Below are 14,751 nucleotides of genomic sequence, written 5' to 3' on the forward strand. Positions count from 1 at the left end.
TAATAGAGATAATTACCAATTACCAATTGTCAATTGTCAATTATCAATTGTCAATTATCTATTTAGCTTGAATGGGTGTCAGGGCTACACCTTGGTAGTAATATCCTAAGATTTGCAGGTGGTTTGCGCCGCGTTTTGCTAGTTCGTAAGCCCCCCATTGGCTCATGCCTACACCATGGCCAAAACCTAATCCTTGTAGGAGAAAACCACCATTTGCATCTTTACCAACTGTAAAACGGGTACTTTTAATCCTGAGTGCAGTTCTGACTTCTTCACCTTTGAGGACTTTAGTCCCTTTATCACCGATGATTTTGAGGGTTTTAACACTTTTGAAGGGTGAAAGGGTTTCCACAATCATATCTTTGACATTACCAATACCAGAAATTCTGGTGCTAATTTCTCCAGGAGTAAAGGTTTTTACCCAGTTACATTCTTTAATGTTTTGGTCAAAGTCTGGTACAGCCCGGAGGTAAGGTTCTTTGCTGGTCCAGACATCTTCGACATTTTCGGTGTGTCCACCAGAACAAGCATGAAAGACAGAAAGAATGATTTGATTGTTGTAGGTTAAGATTTTGCCGGCGGTGGTGTCTACGGCGTTGTAGGTTCTGGAGGATTCGCTGCTGACACCTTTATAAATTTGCCAACGATCTGGACTATCCCCTAAATCATAAACGGGATTTCTCCGTTGTTTTTCTCGTTCATAAAGGGCATAGGTACGGGCAGCGATCGCTTGAGCTTTAAGGGCTTCGTCTGGCCAGCGAGAATCCATTTCTCCACCAATGACACTGTAGAGATATTCTTCTAAATCTACCCAGTTCACCGCAGTTAAGCCTTTTTCTGTGGGTATTACTAAGGTTCTACCACGAAACCAGCGATCGCCAATATAAACAAATCCCTTATTCGTGGGTTCAATCCAAAATAACCCCGATTTCCATCTATCTAAAGCCACTCCTCCAGGTACTGCTTGAGCCGCAAATGCACTCATTCCCGGTAATTGTCCCAGAGTTTTACCACTACTATCTTTAACAATAGCTGTTGTCGAAGCACCAACTTTTACCTGCTTAACTTCTCTTTCAATTGCTACACGCAAAATTACAGATGCTTGAGCAGGAGCTAGTAAAGCAAACCAGAGGAAAATACCTATCCACCAATGTCTACCTTTAATTTCCGAAAAGAAAGCGCCTAATAACAGTTGGAATTTCATGCTAATTGTCTCATCACCAGCGTCTACTATTCTAGTCTGACATTTCTCCTATCCAGGAAATAAAGGGAATATTGATTGATTTTTTTCTTGTTTATTGCCTGTTCATGGTGTCAATATTTGGGGAGTATCATAAACTTCATTACCAACAATCCCAATTAAATTTAACTTGCTCAAAACTTCCGTAGCTTCCATCAGTTTATTCGGTGTAACTTGGCCAATCCGTCCTACCATGACAATTTTATTACACAAAGATGCCACAATTCTACCATCAACTGTATCTAAAACTGATGGTGCATCTATCAGCACTAAATCATAATTTTGTCCAAATAAATCTATTAGTTCTTTCATCCGTTCAGAACTAAGTAAAGTGACTGCATCTTCTGGGATTGGTCCTGCTGTCAAAACGTCAATAGCTGGATGAATAGGTTGAATGTAATTATGAAATGATGTATTTTCATCATCAATAAGCAATAAGGATAAACCCCAATCATTGGTTAATCCTAAAGTTTTATGCAAACTGGGCGATCGCAGATTAGCATCAATTACTAATACCCTTTGGTGCATACGCGCCGCACTAGCTCCTAACCCTAAAGCCAAGGTTGTTTTACCTTCTCCTGGTAATGCCGAAGTCAACATTAAGGATTTTAAAGGTAGAGAATTATTGAGGATTTGAATATTTTGGTAAATGATATCTAATGCTTCATGACTGGGTAACTGTCTAATACTTTCTTGAGGAAAAATATCTACATCTCTCCGTTTATTTCTGCCGATATTTTGAAGTTTACTTTGCCAACTATCTGGTTTTTTTCCTAATTTAGGAACTGATCCCAGTAACTGAATATTCGTCAGCTTTTGTAAATCTTGAGGATAAAAAATAGCTCGATTAAACTTCTCCCAGGCTAAAGCTGCTAATAAACCTAATATTGGACTAATGAATACTCCACCAATTATTAACAACCATCGTAAATTACCTATATGGATTCCTAAAGCTGGTTCTTCTAAAGTCTGCCAGTTAAAACCCTCTTGAGCAATTTTTAATCCTAATGAATGTTGCGCTTGGATTAGTTGTTTCAGTGTAGTTCGATAAATTTCTATATCAGAAACTAACCCTTTATATTCAGTAATTAAACTGGGAAATTTATTAAGTTGTGAACGAAGTTCTTGTTCGGATTTTATTAAATAAGCATCATTAGCAATGAGTCCTAATGCAGTCATTTTTAATTGCGTTAAATCATTCTCTAATTTAGGGTTTATGTCTACTAAAGGTTGTAATTTATTACTAATAGGAATAGTTTGATTTTTCTCTTGTTGTTGTATTAGTGCGATGATAATTTTCCGCTTCTGCTGAAGTTGCTGTATAGTTGGATATCTTTCTGTGTAAAGTACGCGAGCTTGAGTTAATGCCTGTTCGGTTATATTCAGTTCATTAATTAAGGCTTGATATTGGTTAGAAGCAGTATTATCAATTGTTTGACTTGGGTTTGCAGCAGCGATCGCTTGTTCTAAACTATTGTGTCGAGCCTGTATATCTTCCAATTGAGCGCGAGTTTTTTGCCGCTGTTTTTGAAGATCAGATAAAGATTGTAATAAAATTTTACTTTGTAAAACAGGATCAATTAAATTATTTTCTTTGCGAAACTGTTCTAGCTTTTTCTCTGCTTTCATTACATCTTTCTGTAATTTTGGTAAACTGTTATTAACAAAAGCTAAACCTTGATTAACGCGCTGATTTTTTTGATCGGTATTATAATCTTGATATACTTTTTGTAAAGCTTGTAATACTCTTTTAGTCTTTAGAGGATTTCGATCTATAAAAGATAGTGAAAATATTTGACTTGAATTTTTACTAGTTCTTGATTGTACAGGTAATTTAGTTATTTCTAAAGATGAAATTTTACCAGTGGCACTATCACTATAAATATCCTCTACAGTTATTTGTGGATACTCAGTCTGAAGTAAATTTACAGCTTTTTGGACTAATTTAGCACTCAGCATTAATTTCTTCTGACTATTGTAGTCAACAGCAGGAGTCTGTTTTTCTATATTACTAGCACTTGCAGATTCATTTGAATTATAACTTACTAAGATCTGCATATAGCTCTGGTAAGTTGGTTTAGCTGTAATAGCTATCAGGCTGGTAACTGACATAACTGTACAAGAAACCCCGAATATAAACCAACGATGGTGAAGTGCAATCAGAGTTATTTTTCTAAAATTAACTACGTTGGATATAGAGGTAGTCAGTATTTGTTTAAACTTCATCCCATTTGTAGCCACAATCATATCCCTCTCAAATTGCAACAATATATCTGGAAGATGATGATTAAAAAACTTTAGAGATATTTTATACTCTATCTTTTCCTGTTAATAATCAATACGTATTCTTCCCATGATCACAGACTTACTTCACAGAAAATATTCTGAAGTAGTTCTTGGCTAATACCTTCATTCCGATATATGTCTAATCAGTGTGAGGAACATAAATTTTCTGCAAATATTCTTTGTCAGTTGTTAGTTGTCAGTGGTCAGTAGTCAGTTGTCAGTAGTCAGTGGTCAGTTGTCAATTGTCAGTCGTCAGTTGTTAGTTGTCAATCAGTTGTTAGTTGTCAAGAAGAAGGAAGACATAAAATTACCCAATGACCAATGACCAATCACCAATTCCCAATTCCCAATTCCCAATTCCCAATTACCTTGCAGATGCTAATTTGTCAGCAATGCGTGTAGTTTCTGGTAAACGATATTTTGGTGTACACTGTAAGACATATTCAATTGCTGTTAGTAAACCAATGCGATGTCCACTGGAAACATAAACAGGTTTTACTCCTGTGCGTGTTCTTAAAACTGCACCGATTGTTTCTTTTTTATGTATTAATGGTTGCCAGCTACCTTTAGTTTCTGCTAATTCTTCATATTCACCAATTAGCAAGGATTTAGCTACACCAATTGTTGGTATATCTAGTAGTACACCTAAATGGGAAGCAATCCCCAATCTGCGAGGGTGAGCTATTCCTTGTCCATCACATAAAATTATATCTGGTATAGTTTTGAGCTTTTCTAAAGCGTCGAGAACAGGAGGTATTTCTCGGAAAGATAGAAAACCAGGAATGTAAGGAAAGGTAGTAGGATGGTAAGCTAGGCTGGTTTCTACTGTTTGTAAATCAGGAAAGCTCAGGACGGCTACTGCTGCACGGCTAATTTTACCGTCTTCCAGAAATCCCATATCTACACCGGCAACATACTGGATAGTTTCTGGAAGTTGATCTGAAGTTATTACTTGATAGCGGAGGTTTTCTTGAATTGCTTTAGCCTCTTCTATGGTAGAAGGCCAATCATGATGTTTGGGAATTTCCATATTTGTGATTTATGGGAGTCTTTAGAGACGTTCCATTGGAAAACTTGTAAAACCCTATTTTAGCTAGAGTTTCATTAATTTTTGATAGAAATGACAAAAGGTAAACCCTAACGGCTTACCTTTTTTATAACTGGGGCGCTAGGATTCGAACCTAGGGATGGCGGGACCAAAACCCACTGCCTTACCACTTGGCTACGCCCCAATGAATTCAATATAAATAATATAGCAGGTATACTGGGGGTTTTGTCAAGTGTTTTGGAAAAATATTTTTGCGGTGCAACGTGGTGTTTCCGAAAAAACTGCAAAAAAATAGGGGGAAGTTGAACTTTCCCCCTGGTTATTGTTGTGATGATCATTTGGCTTTTGATTTTCTTTGAGTTTCTGTCTGAGCATCTGTCTTTGTTTTTTCAGTTGCCGTGTTCTAGCAGAACCACCCCGGCCTTTATCGTTTCTGCCTTCTCGACGTGGGGATTCCCAGCGTTTCAGTTGCATAGTTTTTATTGGTTAAATTTCATCACGTAGTTTAATAGTAGCATGGTTTTTTCTCAATAGCTACTATATTTTTAACTTTCTGATTTGGCTCTGGGATACTGAGAACGACAAGGATTTCCCCAACAAACTTGTCCTGCTGGCATATTACTAAAAACACTGCTACGAGCGCCTATGACAGCATTTGAGCCAATATGTACACCTGGGGCAACAAAACAATCTGCTGCCACCCATGCACCATTACCGATGATGATGCTGGCGGTTTTCAAACCAAATGCTGGATCTTGGATGTCATGGCTACCAGTACATAAATAACTTTTTTGGGAAATAACGCAATGTTCGCCAATGTTGATTTGATCTAGACTGTAAAAAACTACATCATCACCAATCCAACTGTAATCACCAATGGAGATTTTCCAAGGATAGGTAAACCGGGCTGTGGGACGAATTAAAACACCTTTACCAATATGAGCGCCGAAGAGACGGAGTAAGCTACGACGAAGAATATTGAGGGGTTGGGGAGTCAGGGGAAAGGCGATCGCTTGCACAAACCACCAAAATAATACGTACCAACTGGGACGGCCTCGATCAAACCAAGATTGATCATATTTACGTAAATCTAAAAAAGGTGCATCATCGGTAATTGGCGGCAAGGTTTGGGGCATAGAGGTTGGGGAATTTAACTGGCTGATTGTTGAATTTCCTGGGGAGAAGATGTCGCATCTGTGGGTTTAGCAATATTTAATTTACCTCCATAATTGCTTAATTCATAAAGTTTGACACCAATTTGATATTCATATTGACTCAGCAATCTTCCATATACATATCCAGCTTTACCATCTAAGAAACCACGCTGAATAATATAGAACAAGATAAACCGCAACAGTGGTTTAAATGGCAGACGGACCCAGATTTTTTTCAAGAAGCGTTTGCGTTGTACTGCGTCACCAAATAAGTTACCGCCAATTGTGCCGCTATCATCATTACCTGTGAGTAAGTTGTAGTAAACACGCGCTTCCCAATTAGAATAACGATTATGTCTTTCTAACCAATGATAGAGATCGCGGAAGTCTTCGTGGAGCATATCATTTTTGAGATAGCCAACTTTCCCTGGTAAAATGACGTGTTCGTGAACTTCATTGTCTCCAGTATTGGCAATATCTTCGGTATTGAGATTTTCGTAGCGACCTTTTTGATGTTTAAATAATCGCAAATTCCAATCAGGATATTTACCACCGTAACGAATCCATTTCCCTAGAAAAAATACTCGCCGATTGATGTAGTAACCATCGTGTTCATCACTTTGAATGGCTTGGGCGATGTCTTCCCATAGTTCTGGTGTAATCCGTTCATCACAATCAACAATTAATACCCATTCGTTACGGAAAGGGAGATTTTCTAATGACCAATTTTTCTTTTTCGGCCAACGGCCATTAAAGTTAAATTGGACTACATTTGCTCCGTATTTTTCGGCGATTTCTACGCTTTTATCCGTGCTTTGGGAGTCTACCATAAATATTTCATCGGCTCTAGCAAGGCTAGTGAGACAAGCTGGTAGATTTAGTTGTTCGTTTTTCGCTGGGATGAGTACGGAAACTGGTAGTTTAGATGACATAATAATTTGTTACTGTGTATTTTTTGTTTATTTCTGATGGGATTTAAATAGGATTCCTTGAATAGCAGCGTTTAAGTAACCAATTTGACAATAAGCATAAACTAATTTATCAAAGCGTTCTGCTGGATCTAATATATATTGTAGCACTTTATATAATCCTCGCAAAAGTCGCTCGCTTCCTCGTGGTAGTTGAGAAATGCCGGCTTTACCTGCCAGTTGTTCTCGATAACATTCACTGATGCCTTGCCACCAACCTCTGTTTAAAAACCAGGTAGGTTTGATCCTTTCTGGGGCGACATTATGGGCAACGAGGGCTTCGGGGATATAAGCTACTTGCCAATGGCGCTGGAGGGCAAATTCTGTCATTTGTAGTTCTTCGTTGGAGAGGAGATTTTTACCTACTCGTCCTAATTGTGGATCAAAACCACCGACTTCTGCAAGGAAACTACTACGGAGGGAGTAATTTAATCCTCTGGGGGTTAGCCCTGGTTTGTCAATATAGACTAATTGATCTCCTAGATCATAAGCTCCTAAGTTCCCGGCTAATTCATTTGATATCCATTTGGGTTGGGAGATACCTGGAGGCCACAGGAGGGTAATTTTGCCACCAGCGATCGCTAATTTAGGATTATTGGCGTATGCACTGACTAAAATTTTTAACCAGCTAGGACTAGCGACGGCATCATCGTCTAAATAGGCTAGTATTTCGGCACTAGCAGCTTTAGCTCCGGTATTACGGGCTACGGATAAACCCAGGACGGGTTCAAAGATATATTTGAGACGGGAATCAGTGGCTCTTTGTTCTACTACTTCACGGGTGCGATCGCTAGATCCATTATCTATGACCAAAATTTCAAAGTTACCAGCAAAGTCTTGTGCCAATAAGCTATCAATCGCCGCCCCTAGATAGGTATCTCGGTTGTGAGTACAGATGATGGCAGAGATTTGGATATCTGACATGGGTGATTGTCGTTGTTTATTGGTGATTCTACTCGAAAACCTGAAAATCGTCAGTGATTTTTTAACATTGTTGAATATGACTATGTAATATTACTAAAGTTTCAGCTAATTGACTCAACCGATTTTCTAGGTCTTGTTTGCGTCCTAAGAGTTGTCGTAATCTTTGATGACGAGCGATCGCTATACTCACACTAGGAACTTGCTCGACTGGACAAGGACGAGACCAAACTTGACCGGCTGTATCTATTCCACAAAGCCGATAATCAGTATGTAGTGGTTTATATACTTCTTTTTCACCATTCGCACAAATTTCTTCTACATAGTCCATGAGGCGATCTACTTCCGCATGACGGAGTGTGGCTGTTCCCACTGTTTCTGCTTCTTGAATATTAGATTCCAACCAACCATTAATAATTGGTCCTTCTAAGTAAATATCCTGAATATTTTGGACAATTTTTTGTAACTCTATCTGCCAACTAGCAACTTTTTCCTGAATTTCTTGGAGCATATTCATGGATAAGGCTGGGTTAGCGCCATGACGATGATTGCTAAAAGTAGGAGTTTTAAATTTAGGGAGAGTTGGGGTTTTTTCTCCACTTTCTTGGGCTGGAAAAGCTTGGACAGAATCATGGTGAGGAAACAAATTTGCCTCTGGAGTTCCATCACTGTCTTGATTTGTCTCTAAATCATGATCATGAACGGCTGCTTGCGGTTGGGAACTTTGTGGAGATTCATGGGGACGGAAACTAATCCGAAAAGAGAAAGAGCGTTTGCTTTGATCACCCCCGTCTGTTGTGACTTCATCATTGCGAGTTCCCAAATCATGGAGCGTTGCCTCAATCCGCTTTAACCCTGCTTTCATAAAAATATCCTAAAGTTTATTTATAAATACTGAATGGTTTCAACCAACTTACTAGTTATTGAGTTTAGGTGATTGGTAATTCCTCTTGCGTATTTTTCCTGCTCTCACATTATATGATGAAATCATGCGTAAATTGATATTGGTGACAGGCGCAGCCCGGTCTGGTAAAAGTGAATGGGCGGAAGATATAGCGATAAATTTCAGAAATCCGGTTGTTTATATTGCCACCGCTACACAAAACCCAGATGATCAAGAATGGCAACAACGGATTCAAAAACATCAACAACGCCGTCCTCAAGATTGGCTCACCCTATCTGTACCGATGGAACTTACGGCTACTTTAGCTCAATCCCAGCCGCATACTTCCTTGTTGGTGGATTCGTTAGGAACTTGGGTAGCTAATTTCTTAGAAGAAGAAGATTTAGTGTGGGAAAATATTTTGACGGAGTTTCTCGCAACTTTACCGTTAGTTGAGGCTGATGTTATATTTGTGGCAGAAGAGACAGGTTGGGGTGTAGTTCCAGCTTATCCAATCGGGCGAAAATTCCGCGATCGCCTTGGGGCTTTAGTCCGGCAATTAGGTATAATTTGTGAACCTGTTTATTTAGTCACAGGCGGTCATGCTCTCAACCTGAGTTTACTAGGTGTACCGTTACCATCACCTAAGTCTTAATGCAAATTTAAAGATTCTCACCATAAAAATACGGTATTTTCTTTTAAAATAGTGACTATGGCAACCAAAAACGAAGTTAAAGAATATCTTGCCTACTGGTTTCAGTTAGGGAAGAGGGTTATAGCTGTAAATGGTAAGGTGAGCTTTTTGCCCCAACCTGTAATCCAAGGCGATCGCTATAGCCAAGAGTTTGAAGAGTGCTGGCTCACAATTCTCTCCCCAGCCACAGGTGATTGTTACCTAGATGGAACTCAGGAAACGATTAATGAACTACTAACACCCGCATGGGAAATGCTACCTTGTGGTCGTTGTTCCATGCCTGTACCTCTCAAAAATGTGGGAATGCCAGCGTTATTGTGTCCCTGTAGTAATTTACCTGGCTGGCCAAATACAGAAATACCAGCACCGCGCAGTCCAGTCTGTAGTCAAGAACAATTAACAGCTATTTGTGCTTCCTTTGGTGAAAAATCCACCGACGCACAGTAAATAATTTCACATAAACATCAACTAAATTAAAAGATGTGTTATCTAGAACCTGGCGTTGCTGATTAAGAGTATGATTTTGTTTCACGCAGAGGCGCAGAGTCTACAGAGAGTAAGAGTTTGAAATCATTGATTTTTGAATTTCATACCCTAATTCAGCAACGCCAAAGATGTGTTATCTAAAACCTTTGTAGAGAAGTTCCATGGAACGTCTCTACTTTTGCTATGGCAAAATTAATTATCCATTTTCCTGAAAAATAGAAATCCCTGCCTGAAATCTTGTTCTGTTCCCTTTTTTCTTCCCAAAATGTGCAATTTATTTGGCACAACTACTTATAGAAAATCTGGTTAATTAACCATAAAATCACTGCAAATGCAACCCTAATTAGGGTATTAGAAAATTTCTATTTTGTACAAATAATTTAGCCTATTTGGCGTGTATTTTTCGGAAACATTTAGTTCTAAATTTGGTAATTAAGTTTGCAGAAAATGAGAATGAATTAACTAGTGACTCCTCGATATTGTATTAACAAGCGAGGGGTTGAACGGCAAACGAGCAGTAAACAACTCTAAGCGTAATACAAATCAAGGAGAATTCGATCATGTCTAATCTATTTACCGCAGTAACTGTTGAGCAACAAGAAATCGTAACTGGTGGCTTATTCATCCCCTCCGTTATTGTCCCCCCCGTTTACAAGTTCAAAGGTAAAAACGTTTTCAATAACAATAGTGGAAATGTTATAATTGCCACTGGTCAAAATAGTGGTACTATAAATTATGGTGTTAGCTAATTACAGTTTCTACGTTCATATCTTTTCATCATGATGATGAATTGAATGTTGAACCTAGAACCTGTCTTTAATTAGTTAAAGTTAGTCAGCTATCAGCCAGATATGAAGTAATTTAATAGGTCAAATTAATAACCTGTTAATTACTCTCCTGCTGACTGCTGACTACTTTTATTGGTTGAATATTTTATCTACTGCTCATCTTTTAGATTTATCTTCTAAAGAAATTAGACATTATATTGTTCATATATTTATCTTAAATATTAAATGGTTTTCCTACAACTTATTTATTTAATAAATCCCAAAAGGCTAATCCTAAGAACAAGATTTAGCAGCAGCTTAGAGAGATAGCATAAAATTCCTAACTTTATTATAAATATTAGCCACATTGGCAGGTATTTTTCAGAAATGTTGCTGACGTAATTATGCAACATTTTTTCCTAATTTGGTAATTAAGTTTGCAGGAAATGAGAATGAATTAACTAATCACTTTTTGATATTTTATTAACAAGCGAAGGGTTGAACAGCAACCAAGCAGTCAACAACTCAGCAATAATTAAAATCAAGGAAAATTCGATTATGTCTAATCTATTTAGCCCAGTAACTGTTGAGCAACAAGAAATCGTAGCTGGTGGCTTTTCCCGCCGCCCCAATATCACTCATAAAAATCAGTTCATCGGTAAAGTTGTTTTCAATGACAGTTCTAGAAATAATGGAGTAGCAATTGGTCAAAATAAGGGTAATGTTATTATTCATAACAACTATTATTTTTATAATATAAATATACCAATATATTTTTAAACGAGATATATTACAATTACCCTCCTCACTTACCTTGTGGGTAGGGGGTTAATGATATTTCCTATATATAAATATCTCAATTTTTAGAAAAATCCAGTTTAATACAGATAGCATAAAATTCATTATTTTATTAAAAGTATTAGCCACATTGGCGTGTATTTTTCGGAAATACTGCTCACGTAATTCTGCCATATATCTGTCCCAATCTGGTAATTAACTTTGCATAAAATGAGAATGAATTAACTAGTGACTTCCCGATATTCTATTAATAAGCGAGGGTTAAATGGCAAAAGAGCAGTCAATAACTCAGCGATAATTCAAATCAAGGAGAATTTAGTCATGTCTAATCTATTTACCATCGTATCTGTTGAACAACAAGAAATCGTAGCTGGTGGAGTACGTAGTAGACTTAGATCCAGATATACATATGAAGAGAACAAAGCTTTAGTAATCAGAGGGTTCAAGTTCAGTAATGGTAGAGGTGGAGTTGAATTGAAGTTTGATCTATTGAGAGCAGATTCTGAGATCAATGAAGAGTCTGTATTCAAAGCATTCGTTGGTGTATAGTTGCTACCAATAATTATTGGTAATAGACTTAGTTGCTACCAATAAATTAATCATAAAAAAATGTCAGATTTTATCCGTAAATATAATTAATAATTATTATAATTTACGGACAAATTAACTTTCGTAGGCTCTTAATTGACATAAAGAGAATATAGGTAAGTAAAAATCTGGCATACTTTTATGATGGAAAGATGATTGTTAGCCGTTAAATTTAAACAGTTAACAATCATCTTTCAAAATCAAATATTGTTAACCAAAAGCAATGATAATAATAGATTAATATGTTGAAACATACTCCAGGGCTAAAATCCGAATTATTCCAGCAGATATCAAAACAGGAACAAGAACTTATATCTGGTGGCTATTCAATCTTAAAACTGACAAAAATTACATCTTTAGCTAACATTCAAATATCTTCTTTAGATACTACCATCAATATAGATAGTGAATATACATTTACGGAACTTATAATCGGCATAGATTCATCTTTTCTAGGTAGTACAAGACGTGGAAGGAGAATCAGAAGTTTGAATAGCTTATTTAAATTATTATCAAGACTATTTTAAGCACCCGGTAAAACAGCAATTGAGACGGGTTTCCCTCCGTAGATGACTGGTGGAATGAACACAAAGGGGGTAGGGTTCTTGTTCTTCATCACACGAGAAGTGCTGTAAATTGAGCGCATCTTTATACAGAATTGCTATCAGCAACTAAATTTAAGAGTGATAAGTTTCTACAAAAATAAAGAAAAAACTAACAGCACTACAATTTTTATTCGCAACTATCTAGGGTGTTTTACTTATGAAAATTCAATTTGTGCAACAACATAGCGAAGAAGATTGTGGGGCGGCTTGTTTGGCTGCAATTGCCAAACATTATGGTCAGAATTTTACTATTAGCAGGATTCGGGAAGCTGTAGGAACGGGGCAATTTGGAACTACTTTATTAGGATTAAAACGAGGAGCAGAAATTTTAGGTTTTAAAGCAAATCCAGTCAAAACCTCCCCAGATATATTAGATAGAATTAATGAAGCTCCCTTACCAGCAATTATTCATTGGCAAGGTAATCATTGGGTAATTTTATATGGTAAAAAAGGTAAAAAATTTCTGATTGCAGATCCCGCAATAGGTCTTCGTCATCTTTCCCAAGAAGATGTAGAAGCAGCTTGGACAGATTGGTTATTATTATTAATAGAACCAGATCCTATTCGCTTTTTTTCTCAAAAGCAAGATAAAGAAGGTGGTTTTTGGCGTTTCTTCAAACGCGTGTGGATTTATCGAGCTATTTTATTTCAAGCTTTACCGCTCAATTTAGTATTGGGTTTATTGTCTTTAGCTTCTCCTTTTCTCTTACAAATTCTCACCGATGATGTATTAGTTAGAGGTGACACAAAATTATTGACTACAGTAGTAATTTCTGTAGTTGTTATGAATGTAATTTCTAATAGCCTCTCATTTATCCAATCTAACTTAATTGCTCATTTTGCCCAACGAATACAATTAAGTCTAGTTCTAGAATTTGGGCGACAAATTTTACGTTTACCATTAACTTATTATGAAACTCGTCGCAGTGGTGAAGTTGTTAGCCGTCTGCGAGATATTGATCAAATTAATCAATTAGTTGCTCAAATTGTTGTTGGTTTACCAAGTCAATTTTTTATTGCGGTAATTTCCTTGGGTTTTATGTTTTTCTATAGTTGGAAACTTACCTCAGCCGCTTTAATAATTGCGATGGTGATGACCATCTCTACCTTTATTTTCCAGCCCACATTACAGCAAAAAACCAATGAACTTTTAGTCACAGAATCCGAAACACAAGGGGTATTAGTCGAAACTTTTAAAGGTGCATTAACTTTAAAAACAACTACATCAGGTAGACAATTTAGAGATGAATTAGACAATCGGTTTAATCGTCTAGCTGGATTGACATACAGAACAATGCAAATAGGGATTATTAATAATACATTTTCGGGCTTTGTTTCTGGTATTGGTAGTGTAATTCTACTCTGGTTTGGTGGCTATTTAGTAATTAACCCCGCTGAAAACTTGAGTATTGGGCAATTACTAGCCTTTAATTCCATGAATGGTAATTTTGTATCTTTAATTAGTACAGTTATTAATTTTGTGGATGAATTTACGCGAGCTAAAACTGCTACCCGTCGGCTCACAGAAGTTATTGATGCCACTCCTGAAGATGATGATGATGACAAAAAACCTTTGGCGACAATTTCGAGTGATGCTGATATTATTTGTACAAATTTAACCTTTCATTATCCTGGTCGCATTGACCTATTAGACGATTTTTCTCTGACGATTCCTGGAGGTAAAGTTATTGCTTTAATTGGTAAATCTGGATGTGGAAAAAGCACTTTAGCCAAATTAATTGCTGGTTTATATCAATTCCAATCTGGTAATATACGAATAGGACTTTATAATCTCCAAGACCTTTCTTTAGAATCTCTCCGTCAGCAGGTAGTTCTTGTTCCTCAAGATGCTCATTTTTGGAATCGTTCTATTGTTGAAAACTTTCGGTTAGGAGCGCCTTATGTCACATTTGAGCAAATAGTTCAAGCTTGTCAAATTGCTGGTGCTGATGAATTTATCAGTAAACTTCCAGAAACATATCAAACTGTTTTAGGTGAATTTGGTGCTAACATTTCTGGAGGACAAAAGCAAAGATTAGCTCTAGCTAGAGCCATTGTTACAGATCCAGCAATTCTGATTTTAGATGAATCAACTAGTGGACTTGATCCAGTTAGTGAAACCCAAGTTTTAGACCAACTTTTCAAACATCGTCAAGGTAAAACAACTATTTTAATCACACACCGTCCCAAAGTAATTAATCGTGCTAATTGGGTTGTTTTAATAGACAAAGGTCAATTGAAATTAGCAGGTTCTTTGCAAGATTTACGAACTAAATCAGGAGATCATTTAGATTTTATAATCCCTTAAATAAT

14 protein-coding genes and 1 tRNA gene are annotated in these 14,751 nt (G+C 37.0%); 6 read left to right on the plus strand and 9 right to left on the minus strand.

The window, feature by feature from the left end:
- Positions 1-58: 58 nt before the first annotated feature.
- The 9 genes from FJR04_RS12215 to FJR04_RS12255 all read right to left on the minus strand — a co-directional run bounded on the left by FJR04_RS12215 (position 59) and on the right by FJR04_RS12255 (position 8,482).
- A complete protein-coding gene (locus FJR04_RS12215; protein WP_168495056.1) occupies positions 59-1,204 on the minus strand; it encodes a SpoIID/LytB domain-containing protein in 1,146 nt (381 codons plus the stop codon).
- Positions 1,205-1,306: 102 nt separating this feature from the next.
- Entirely contained in the window at positions 1,307-3,487 is a 2,181-nt protein-coding gene (locus tag FJR04_RS12220) for a GumC family protein (protein ID WP_371717813.1), read from the minus strand.
- A gap of 403 nt (positions 3,488-3,890) precedes the next feature.
- Entirely contained in the window at positions 3,891-4,556 is a 666-nt protein-coding gene (gene nfi / locus FJR04_RS12225) for a deoxyribonuclease V (protein ID WP_168495057.1), read from the minus strand.
- A 130-nt stretch (positions 4,557-4,686) separates the two neighbouring features.
- A tRNA-Gln gene (locus FJR04_RS12230) sits at positions 4,687-4,758 on the minus strand.
- Between the two features lie 44 nt (positions 4,759-4,802).
- Complete coding sequence (locus FJR04_RS12235) at positions 4,803-5,048, minus strand: hypothetical protein (RefSeq protein WP_168495059.1); 246 nt, start codon at positions 5,046-5,048, stop codon at positions 4,803-4,805.
- 71 nt (positions 5,049-5,119) lie between these two features.
- Entirely contained in the window at positions 5,120-5,689 is a 570-nt protein-coding gene (hpsU, locus tag FJR04_RS12240) for a hormogonium polysaccharide biosynthesis acetyltransferase HpsU (protein WP_168495194.1), read from the minus strand.
- A gap of 35 nt (positions 5,690-5,724) precedes the next feature.
- A complete protein-coding gene (locus FJR04_RS12245) occupies positions 5,725-6,660 on the minus strand; it encodes a glycosyltransferase family 2 protein (protein ID WP_168495061.1) in 936 nt (311 codons plus the stop codon).
- Between the two features lie 27 nt (positions 6,661-6,687).
- Positions 6,688-7,620, minus strand: coding sequence for a glycosyltransferase family 2 protein (locus tag FJR04_RS12250; protein ID WP_168495063.1), 933 nt, complete (start codon positions 7,618-7,620; stop codon positions 6,688-6,690).
- A gap of 61 nt (positions 7,621-7,681) precedes the next feature.
- On the minus strand, positions 7,682-8,482 hold the full coding sequence (locus tag FJR04_RS12255; RefSeq protein WP_168495065.1) for a hypothetical protein: 801 nt from the start codon (positions 8,480-8,482) through the stop codon (positions 7,682-7,684).
- A gap of 124 nt (positions 8,483-8,606) precedes the next feature.
- Here FJR04_RS12255 and cobU point away from each other — a divergent pair, with 124 nt between their 5' ends.
- The 6 genes from cobU to FJR04_RS12285 all read left to right on the plus strand — a co-directional run bounded on the left by cobU (position 8,607) and on the right by FJR04_RS12285 (position 14,746).
- The gene (cobU, locus tag FJR04_RS12260; protein WP_168495067.1) at positions 8,607-9,155 is read left to right on the plus strand and encodes a bifunctional adenosylcobinamide kinase/adenosylcobinamide-phosphate guanylyltransferase; all 549 of its coding nucleotides are present in this window, start codon (positions 8,607-8,609) and stop codon (positions 9,153-9,155) included.
- Positions 9,156-9,212: 57 nt separating this feature from the next.
- A complete protein-coding gene (locus FJR04_RS12265; protein WP_168495069.1) occupies positions 9,213-9,641 on the plus strand; it encodes a hypothetical protein in 429 nt (142 codons plus the stop codon).
- Between the two features lie 599 nt (positions 9,642-10,240).
- Positions 10,241-10,429, plus strand: a complete 189-nt coding sequence (locus FJR04_RS12270) for a hypothetical protein (RefSeq protein WP_168495071.1) — start codon at positions 10,241-10,243, stop codon at positions 10,427-10,429.
- A gap of 576 nt (positions 10,430-11,005) precedes the next feature.
- Positions 11,006-11,227 carry a hypothetical protein gene (locus FJR04_RS12275; protein WP_168495073.1) on the plus strand — a complete coding sequence of 74 codons (222 nt, stop codon included), beginning with the start codon at positions 11,006-11,008 and terminating at the stop codon, positions 11,225-11,227.
- Positions 11,228-11,566: 339 nt separating this feature from the next.
- Complete coding sequence (locus tag FJR04_RS12280; RefSeq protein WP_168495074.1) at positions 11,567-11,794, plus strand: hypothetical protein; 228 nt, start codon at positions 11,567-11,569, stop codon at positions 11,792-11,794.
- A gap of 801 nt (positions 11,795-12,595) precedes the next feature.
- On the plus strand, positions 12,596-14,746 hold the full coding sequence (locus FJR04_RS12285; RefSeq protein ID WP_168495076.1) for a peptidase domain-containing ABC transporter: 2,151 nt from the start codon (positions 12,596-12,598) through the stop codon (positions 14,744-14,746).
- Positions 14,747-14,751: the final 5 nt, after the last annotated feature.

This window comes from Anabaena sp. UHCC 0204, from assembly GCF_009711975.1.
Lineage (GTDB): Bacteria > Cyanobacteriota > Cyanobacteriia > Cyanobacteriales > Nostocaceae > Dolichospermum.

Coding starts and splice junctions, on each gene's coding strand:
- FJR04_RS12215 (WP_168495056.1), bottom strand. CDS start 1,204: ATGAAATTCCAACTGTTATTAGGCGCTTTCTTTTCGGAAATTAAAGGT.
- FJR04_RS12220 (WP_371717813.1), bottom strand. CDS start 3,487: ATGATTGTGGCTACAAATGGGATGAAGTTTAAACAAATACTGACTACC.
- nfi (WP_168495057.1), bottom strand. CDS start 4,556: ATGGAAATTCCCAAACATCATGATTGGCCTTCTACCATAGAAGAGGCT.
- FJR04_RS12235 (WP_168495059.1), bottom strand. CDS start 5,048: ATGCAACTGAAACGCTGGGAATCCCCACGTCGAGAAGGCAGAAACGAT.
- FJR04_RS12245 (WP_168495061.1), bottom strand. CDS start 6,660: ATGTCATCTAAACTACCAGTTTCCGTACTCATCCCAGCGAAAAACGAA.
- FJR04_RS12250 (WP_168495063.1), bottom strand. CDS start 7,620: ATGTCAGATATCCAAATCTCTGCCATCATCTGTACTCACAACCGAGAT.
- FJR04_RS12255 (WP_168495065.1), bottom strand. CDS start 8,482: ATGAAAGCAGGGTTAAAGCGGATTGAGGCAACGCTCCATGATTTGGGA.
- cobU (WP_168495067.1), top strand. CDS start 8,607: ATGCGTAAATTGATATTGGTGACAGGCGCAGCCCGGTCTGGTAAAAGT.
- FJR04_RS12265 (WP_168495069.1), top strand. CDS start 9,213: ATGGCAACCAAAAACGAAGTTAAAGAATATCTTGCCTACTGGTTTCAG.
- FJR04_RS12270 (WP_168495071.1), top strand. CDS start 10,241: ATGTCTAATCTATTTACCGCAGTAACTGTTGAGCAACAAGAAATCGTA.
- FJR04_RS12275 (WP_168495073.1), top strand. CDS start 11,006: ATGTCTAATCTATTTAGCCCAGTAACTGTTGAGCAACAAGAAATCGTA.
- FJR04_RS12280 (WP_168495074.1), top strand. CDS start 11,567: ATGTCTAATCTATTTACCATCGTATCTGTTGAACAACAAGAAATCGTA.
- FJR04_RS12285 (WP_168495076.1), top strand. CDS start 12,596: ATGAAAATTCAATTTGTGCAACAACATAGCGAAGAAGATTGTGGGGCG.